7 protein-coding genes are annotated in these 7,634 nt (G+C 71.4%); 6 read left to right on the top strand and 1 reads right to left on the bottom strand.

The genetic code is table 11. The annotated features are described in order from the left end of the window. Nucleotides 1–7: 7 nt before the first annotated feature. From Ahu01nite_RS35970 to Ahu01nite_RS35980, 3 genes are all read left to right on the top strand, one after another. A complete protein-coding gene (locus tag Ahu01nite_RS35970; protein ID WP_203841186.1) occupies nucleotides 8–1,435 on the top strand; it encodes a DUF2252 domain-containing protein in 1,428 nt (475 codons plus the stop codon). Then, the gene (locus tag Ahu01nite_RS35975) at nucleotides 1,432–1,842 is read left to right on the top strand and encodes a pyridoxamine 5'-phosphate oxidase family protein (RefSeq protein WP_203841187.1); all 411 of its coding nucleotides are present in this window, start codon (nucleotides 1,432–1,434) and stop codon (nucleotides 1,840–1,842) included. Before Ahu01nite_RS35970 ends, Ahu01nite_RS35975 begins: the two co-directional genes overlap by 4 nt. 364 nt (nucleotides 1,843–2,206) lie before the next feature. Beyond that, nucleotides 2,207–3,280, top strand: a complete 1,074-nt coding sequence (locus tag Ahu01nite_RS35980) for a glycoside hydrolase family 43 protein (protein ID WP_203841188.1) — start codon at nucleotides 2,207–2,209, stop codon at nucleotides 3,278–3,280. A gap of 4 nt (nucleotides 3,281–3,284) precedes the next feature. Here the strand turns inward: Ahu01nite_RS35980 and Ahu01nite_RS35985 are convergent, their stop codons facing one another. Continuing rightward, nucleotides 3,285–4,454, bottom strand: a complete 1,170-nt coding sequence (locus tag Ahu01nite_RS35985) for a cytochrome P450 (protein ID WP_203841189.1) — start codon at nucleotides 4,452–4,454, stop codon at nucleotides 3,285–3,287. Between the two features lie 52 nt (nucleotides 4,455–4,506). On the opposite strand from Ahu01nite_RS35985, the gene Ahu01nite_RS35990 reads away from it, so the two are divergent. From Ahu01nite_RS35990 to Ahu01nite_RS36000, 3 genes are read left to right on the top strand one after another with little or no spacing between them, the layout of a single operon-like run. Continuing rightward, nucleotides 4,507–5,022 (top strand): GNAT family N-acetyltransferase, encoded by a 516-nt coding sequence (locus Ahu01nite_RS35990; protein WP_203841190.1) that lies wholly within the window; start codon nucleotides 4,507–4,509, stop codon nucleotides 5,020–5,022. A gap of 57 nt (nucleotides 5,023–5,079) precedes the next feature. Then, complete coding sequence (locus Ahu01nite_RS35995; RefSeq protein ID WP_203841191.1) at nucleotides 5,080–6,384, top strand: acyltransferase family protein; 1,305 nt, start codon at nucleotides 5,080–5,082, stop codon at nucleotides 6,382–6,384. 9 nt (nucleotides 6,385–6,393) lie between these two features. After that, nucleotides 6,394–7,320: a pirin family protein gene (locus Ahu01nite_RS36000; RefSeq protein WP_239159405.1), complete on the top strand. Its 927-nt coding sequence runs from the start codon at nucleotides 6,394–6,396 to the stop codon at nucleotides 7,318–7,320. Nucleotides 7,321–7,634 lie beyond the last annotated feature (314 nt).

The raw sequence follows: 7,634 nt of genomic DNA on the forward strand, positions 1-7,634 counted from the left end.
GGCGGTGATGGACGCCATCCCGATCCCGCCCGCCTCCGGCCATGTCGTGCTCGGCACCGGCCGCGACGACGGCTTCTCCTCTCTACGCCGTCCCGCCCGGCCGCGCAAAGAGCGCTACGAGCTCGGCCGCTCCCTGCGCGACCGTGCGCCGCGCTCGGATCTCGGTCAGTGGCGCCCCGCGCCCGGCCGGGCCGACCCGATCGACCAGCTCACCGACGCGCACGAGGGGCGGCTCGACTGGCTGATCCCGGTGCGGGTCGGGCGGATGGTCGCCAGCCCGTACGCCTTCCTGCGCGGCTCGGCGAACATCATGGCCGACGACTTCGCCACGCTCCCGCACACCGGCATCACCCCGGTCATCTGCGGCGACGCGCACCTGGGCAACTTCGGCTTCTACGCCTCCCCCGAGCGCGAGCTCGTCTTCGACCTCAACGACTTCGACGAGGCTCACCCCGGCGCCTGGGAGTGGGACCTGCGCAGGCTCGTGACCAGCGTGTACGTAGCCGGCCGGCAGAACGGTTTCCGCGAGCACGACTGCGCCGACGCCGTACGCCACTGCGTGCAGGAATACCGCGAGCAGATCGGGCACCTCGCCGCGATGCCGCTGCTGGCCCGCTCCTTCGAGACGATCGACGTCGACGACATGCGCAAGGCGGCGAGCAAGCAGAGCTTCAAGGAGGAGATCGAGCGGGCGGCCCGCCGCGCTCGCCGCCGCACGAGCGACCGGGCGCTGCCCCGATTCACCGAGCAGCGTGACGGCACGGCCCGCCTCGTCCAGGAGCCGCCGCTGATCACCCGCCCCACCGACGAGGACCTCGACCTGCTGGCGGAGGCCCTCGACGGCTACCTCAACACGCTGCCCCCGCACTGGGCGCGCATTCTCGCGGGGTATCGCATCGTGGACATCGCGCACAAGGTGGTCGGGGTCGGGTCGGTCGGGCTCCGGGCGTACGTTGCGCTGTGTGAGGGCAGCAGCCCCGACGACGTGGTCTTCCTGCAGCTCAAGCAGGCCCGTCGCTCGGTCGTCGCCAAGCATCAGCACGGCGAGGCCGCGTGGCACCGCCACCAGGGCCAGCGCGTCGTGGAGTACCAGCAGGCGCTGCAGACGGTCAGTGATCCGCTGCTCGGCTGGACAACCGTCGGTGACCTGCAGTTCTACGTGCGGCAGTTCCGGGACATGAAGGGCGCGATCGTCATCGAGGACATCAACGCCTCGGCCCTGGAGGACTACGCCGGCATCTGCGGCTACCTGCTCGCCAAGAGTCACGCCCGCACCAGCGGCGCGTCGATGATCGCCGGCTACATCGGAGGCAGCGACAAGTTGGACGACATGCTGAGCAGATTCGCCCGCGCCTACGCGGACCAGGTCGAATCCGACCACGCCCGCCTGGTCGACGCCGTCCGCACGGGCGTCCTGCCCATGGTGACGGCGTGAGCGGGCGGCTGGATCTGAACGCGCCGGCGGTGGTGGACTTCTGGACCGAGCGGCACCTGTGCACGCTGACTACGCTGCGCGCCGACGGGTCGCCGCACGTGGTGCCGGTCGGCGCGACGGTCGACCGGGAGGCGGGCCTGCTGCGGGTCATCTCGTCGCGCACCGCCGTCCACGTGCGGCACGTGCTCGCCGGCGCCGAGCGGGTCGCGGTCTGCCAGGTCGACGGCGCACGCTGGGCCACGATCGAGGGCCGGGCGGTCATCCGCGACGACCCGGAGTCGGTCGCGGAGGGCGAGAAGCGCTACGCCGAGCGCTACCGCACCCCACGCCCCAACCCGCAACGCGTCGTCATCGAGGTCTCGATCACCAAGGTGATCGGCTCAGCGACCCTCGGCGCGCCGCGGTAGCACCAGCGGCGCCCGCCCCCTCATCACGTCGCCCCGGCACAGGCGCAGAACCGGCCGGGGGTACCGCAACTACCCCCGGCCGGCCCACCCCATCGTAGTGACTTCCATGATCGTCCGGCTCGCCACAACCGCCGGACGCCCGAGCCGGACGAGGCGTAAAGAAAGTTTAGAGCTGGATATATCTCGATGCATTGACATCGCTCACCTGCGGATCGATGCTCGGGTTGCGGCCCGTTCGCGGTTCGCGAAGGTCAGGGGTGCTCCCCCAACGTGCCCGCCTCGCGGCATCCTCTGCCCGGACGCCGTCCCCCGCGGGCCCCCACCCGGCAGGCGTCGAAACCGGCGGCCGACCGTGGATGTGACCATGACGATCTCCCGCCGGTTCGCCGGCCTCTCCGCCCTGCTGCTCGCGGGCGTGCTCGGCCTCGCCGTGCAGACCGTGACCTCCGCGACGGGCGCGGACGCCGCCCAGACCGCCATCCGCGCCGCCGACCCCAGCGTGCTCCGCGTCGGTGGCACCTACATCTCGGTCCAGTCGATCAACGGCGGCATCGGGGTACGCCAGGCCGCCTCCCCCGACGCCCTCGCCGCCGCCACCGTGCGCCAGGTCTTCACCGACAGCCAGGGCCTCGGCGAGGTCTGGGCCCCCGAGATCCACGTCGACGGCGGCCGGTACTACATCTACTTCACCATGGGCACCGGCGCCGCCCACCGCATGTACGTGATCAGCTCGGCGACCGCGGACAGCGGCTACGGCGCGGCGGCCAAGCTCAACCTCCCGGACGACCGCTGGGCCATCGACGGCACCATGTTCGTCTTCAACGGGCAGCGCTACTTCGTCTGGTCCGGGTGGGCGGGCACCACCAATGTGGAGCAGAACCTCTACATCGCCAGGATGACGAGCCCGACGGCGGCGACGGGAGCCCGCGCGGTCATCTCCCAGCCCCGCGAGAGCTGGGAGAGGATCGTGGGAAACCCCTTCATCAACGAGGGCCCCGAGGCGATCAAGGACCCCAGCGGCCAGCTCCACGTGACCTACTCGGCCAACGGCAGCTGGAGCGACCAGTACTGCATCGCCGACCTGCGGTTGCGTGCCGGCGGCGACCCCATGTACGTCTGGGACTGGTACAAGTCGAACGGCTGCCTCTTCGGCTCCAACCGGGCGACCATGATGACCGGCTGGGACCCGACCCTGAACGTCAACGGCCCGGGCCACCACACGTTCGTCCTGCTCAACGGCGACATCAACACGAGCCCGCCGGCCGGCTCCCGCTTCCCGCTGATGTTCCACGCCGTCCCGAAGGGCACGCCGTACTCGTGGGCCAACCGCTCCTGGTACACGGGGACGTTCCTGTGGTGGGGCTCCATCACCTACAGCCGGGCCAACGTGCCGGGCTCTCCCACGGACACCGGCTGGAGCCTCAAGTTCTTCGAGTGAACGCTCACCTCGTGGTCAGGCGGATCTCCGTGTAGGCCCGCAGCACGAACGTCGGGCGGTGCACGGGCTCCGCGACGAGCGCCAGGGCCGGGGCATGGTCGAGCAGGGCGGCCAGCCCCGCCTGGAGCTCGATGCGGGCGAGCGGGGCTCCGAGGCAGAAGTGCAGGCCCGCGCCGAAGCCGAGATGCGGGTTGGGGTCGCGGCCCACGTCGAACCCGTCCGGGTCGGTGAAGACCCCGGGGTCGCGGTTCGCGGCCCCGAGCAGCGCGGCGATCTGGCCGCCCGCCGGGATCGTGACACCGGCGATCTCGACGGGGGCGGCGGCCGTCCGGACGAACATGTGCAACGGCGGGTCGTACCGGATCATCTCCTCGCCCGCTGTCCCGGTCAGCGTCCGGTCCGCCCGCAGCCGGGCCAGCTGACCGGGATGCCGCAGCAGCGCCACCATCCCGCCGCCGAGCGCGTTGACCGAGGCCTCGTGCCCGGCGTTGAGCAGCAGGATCGCCGAGGCGACGAGCTCCTCCCCGCTGAGCCGGTCGCTGCCGTCCCGGACCGCGACGAGGTGGCTGATCAGGTCGTCACGCGGCTCGGCCTGCCGTTCCGCCGCAAGATCAGCCAGGTACGCCGCGAACTCCCGGCACGCCCTCAGCGCGGCGGTTTCCTGCTCCGGCGTACGCGACACCTCGTACATCCGCACGATCGCGGCCGACCACGGCCGGAGCAGATGCCGGTCAGCGGCCGGAACCCCCAGCAGCTCCGCGATCACCGTCACCGCGAGCGGCTCGGCAACATCGGCGAGCAGATCAAAATCGGTCCCGGCCGCCCGGACCAGAGCCGCTGCCTCCGCGGCGACGGCGGGCCGCAACCGCTCGGCATGTCCCCGCCCGAACGCCGTGGCCACCAGCGACCGCAGCCGGGTGTGCACCGGCGGCTCGTTCTCCATCATCTGGTGCCGGTGCAGCAGGTTGAACGGCTCCCAGACCGCGGCCGGCTCCCTGTCCCGCCAGAACCGCCCCAGCCGCCGATCCCGCAGCACCGCGTCGGCTGCGGCATGACTCGCGGCCACCCACATCCCGGTCGGCTCGTGCCAGCTGACCGGCCCTCGCCGCCGCAGCACACCCAGCCCCGGGTACGGATCCCGCACGAACCCGGGATCGTCGAAGTCGACCTCCATCCCGGAACGGTAACCCCTGCCGGGACGGTCGCGCCGTGATGAGATGAGGCCGATGACCGTCACCCTGCGGGTGGACGCCACGCCTACCGCGGGCGCGCTCACCCTCCGCCCCTGGAACGCCGGGGATGTCGAGGCGCTGGTGGAGATCTACCGGGACCCCGCCCTGCGCCGCTGGACGAGCCTCCACGTCGAGAACGCCGAGGGCGCGAAGTGGTGGCTGAACATCCAGGAACGCGGCTGGCACACCGGGAAGCGGCTGAGCTTCGCGGTTCTCGAGGACGACCTCCCCGGGGTGGCGGGCTACATGGCGTTGAGGAGGCCCGACCCGCGCGGCCCCGCTGCCGGCCTCGCCTATTGGACGGCCGCCCACGCCCGGGGCCGCGGGGTCGCTCCCCGGGCGCTGGACTGCCTCTCGATCTGGGCCCTCACCACCGGCGGTCTCCGCCACCTCGAACTGATCCACGACGCGGCCAACGACGCCTCGTGCCGCGTCGCCGGGAAGGCCTCGTTCCGGCTGCACCACACGCTGCCCGACGGGAGTCACCTGCACATGCGTGAGTACTGCTGACGGTTTGGGTATGCGGGCTCATCCGCGCAGCTCGCGCCGTTGGCAGTGTGTTGAGGCATGACGTCTGCCACGCTCGCCGCGCGCACCCCGGTGACCCGGGACCGCTATGCGGACCTGCTCCGGGTCGCCTCCCTCGGGATCGTCATCTGCGGCCACTGGCTCATGGCCGTCCCGGACGAGGACGGCGAGGGGATCACCAACGTTCTCGCCGTCGTGCCGGTGCTCCAACCGCTGACCTGGCTGTTCCAGGTCATGCCACTCTTCTTCCTGGTCGGCGGGTTCGGTCACGCCAGGGCGCTCGGGTCGCTCGAGCGCCGCGGGGGCGGGTACGCGGACTTCGTGCGGGCACGCGTGACCCGGTTACTGCGTCCCGCGGCTGTCTTCCTGGCCGTGTGGGTGCTGCTGGCCGTGGCCGCGGGGCTGGCGGGGCAGGATCGGGGCATGGTGCGGCTCGGGCTGCGTACGGTGGTGCAGCCGTTGTGGTTCCTGGGTGTCTATCTGGGACTCGTCGCGCTGGCGCCGGTGATGCTGCGGCTGCACCGGCGGTTCGGCGTGGCTGTCCCGGTCGCGATGCTCGCCGCGGCCGGCGTCGTGGACCTGCTGCGCTTCCACGGGCACTCCCAGCCGGCTGTGCTCAACCTCCTCCTGGTCTGGGGCGGGGTACACCAGCTCGGTTTCTTCTATGCGGACAGGACCCTGCAGCGGCACGGCGCGGCACTCGCCTTCCTCGGTTTGGGAAGCGTGCTTCTCCTGACGGTTTTCGGCCCGTATCCCGTCTCCATGGTCGGGCTTCCGGGGAGCCGGATGTCGAACATGTCCCCGCCTTCGGTAGCGCTCGCGGCCCACTCGGTTTGGCTGATCGGCGCCGCCATGCTGCTCCGCGCGCCCGCGACGAGATGGCTGGAACGGGCCCGTGTCTGGCGGGCCGTCATCGCGGCGAACGGGCTGGCCATGACCGCATTCCTCTGGCACCTGAGCGCGGTGTTCGTCCTCCTCACGATCTTCCCCGCCGGCACGATCTTTCCCACTGGCCTCAGTGGGACGCCGGGAACGGCGGCCTGGTGGCTCACCCGCCCGGTCTGGCTCGCGGCCGCGGCGGCCCTGACCTTGGTCTTCGTCCTTGCCTTCCGCCGCTTCGACACCGCGATCCCGCGACCGGGCGGGTCGGCAGCACCCGCAGCGATCGGCGTCACGTTGTGCACTCTCGGCATCATCGGGCTCTCGGCGGTCGGGCTGGGCGGGCTGCTGACCGGCCACAAGGCCTCACTGCTCGGCATCCCGGTGACCGCGCCGCTGACCCTGGCCATGATCGCTGCGGGGGCAGGGCTCGTCGGCGCTCGGATTGTCGTACCCCGGCGGTAGCGTTTCGGCATGAGCAATGTCGAGCTTTTGGAGGGTGCGCCGGTCGCGCTGGGCGGGCCACGAGGCATGGGCGTTGTCCGGACGCTGCCCAGCAAACACAGACGCATGGTCGGCGCCTGGTGCTTCCTCGACGCGTACGGTCCGCACGACCTCGCCGGGTCACCGGGAATGCGCGTCGGCCCCCACCCGCACATCGGCCTGCAGACGGTGACATGGCTGCTCAGCGGCGAGGTGCTGCACCGCGACAGCCTCGGCAACCGGCAGGAGATCCGCCCCGGCCAGCTCAACATCATGACGGCGGGCAGCGGCATCTCGCACTCCGAGGAGACGCCGGCTGAGCACGGCCCGGTGCTCCAGGGCGTACAACTCTGGGTCGCATTGCCCGAATCCGACCGTCACATGCCCCCGGCCTTCGCCCACCACTCCGATCTCCCGGTCATCCGCGAAGCCGGCCTGACCGCCACGGTCCTCATGGGAACACTCGCCGGAGCGACCTCCCCCGCCCGCTGCCACACCCCGCTGGTCGCCGCGGAACTCACCCTCGCCGCCGGCACCGACACCTCGCTCCCCCTCAACCCCACCTTCGAGTACGCCTTCCTCACCCTCGACGGCGAGGCCACCGCGGCCGGCACCCCGCTCAAACCGGGCCCCCTGCTCTACGTCGGAGCGGGCCGCTCGACGCTCGACGTCAGCGCGGGCCCGCCGACCCGGGTGCTGCTGCTCGGCGGGGAACCGTTCGAGGAAAAGCTCGTCATGTGGTGGAACTTCGTCGCCAGAACATCCGACGAGGTCGTCGCCGCCCGCGAGGCCTGGACCGCCGCGGAGCACGACGGCGGAGCGGGGCCGTTCGGCGAAGTCCTGGGCTACGACGGGCCGCGCATCCCGGCGCCGCCCATGCCGATCACAACGCTGGTGGCCAGCGGGCGGGTGCGCTGAGCTCGCGGGTGCGCAGATTGGGTTGACGCAGGGAGCTGAGCAGCGGATCGTCGATGAAAGACGGCTCCGGAAACCCGGCTGTTGGGCAGGGCTCAAGGTCTGGGCAGGGCTCAAGGTCTGGGCAGGGCTCAGACGTTGGGCACGGCTTGGCTGGGTGCGGTTACGCGTTCGGGCGGGGCCTGAGTGTTGTGCTGAGTCCGGATGCCGGGCTGAGCCCGGACGTTGGGCCCGGTCTGAACGTTGGGCCCGGTCTGAACGTTGGGCCCGGTCTGAACGTTGGGCCCGGTCTGAACGTTGGGCCCGGTCTGAACGTT

Source organism: Winogradskya humida, from assembly GCF_016862215.1.
GTDB lineage: Bacteria > Actinomycetota > Actinomycetes > Mycobacteriales > Micromonosporaceae > Actinoplanes > Actinoplanes humidus.

Excerpts from the sequence above, each read along its gene's own strand:
- Ahu01nite_RS35995 (WP_203841191.1), top strand. The coding sequence starts at position 5,080 with ATGACGTCTGCCACGCTCGCCGCGCGCACCCCGGTGACCCGGGACCGC.
- Ahu01nite_RS35980 (WP_203841188.1), top strand. The coding sequence starts at position 2,207 with ATGACGATCTCCCGCCGGTTCGCCGGCCTCTCCGCCCTGCTGCTCGCG.
- Ahu01nite_RS35985 (WP_203841189.1), bottom strand. The coding sequence starts at position 4,454 with ATGGAGGTCGACTTCGACGATCCCGGGTTCGTGCGGGATCCGTACCCG.
- Ahu01nite_RS35990 (WP_203841190.1), top strand. The coding sequence starts at position 4,507 with ATGACCGTCACCCTGCGGGTGGACGCCACGCCTACCGCGGGCGCGCTC.
- Ahu01nite_RS35970 (WP_203841186.1), top strand. The coding sequence starts at position 8 with ATGGACGCCATCCCGATCCCGCCCGCCTCCGGCCATGTCGTGCTCGGC.
- Ahu01nite_RS36000 (WP_239159405.1), top strand. The coding sequence starts at position 6,394 with ATGAGCAATGTCGAGCTTTTGGAGGGTGCGCCGGTCGCGCTGGGCGGG.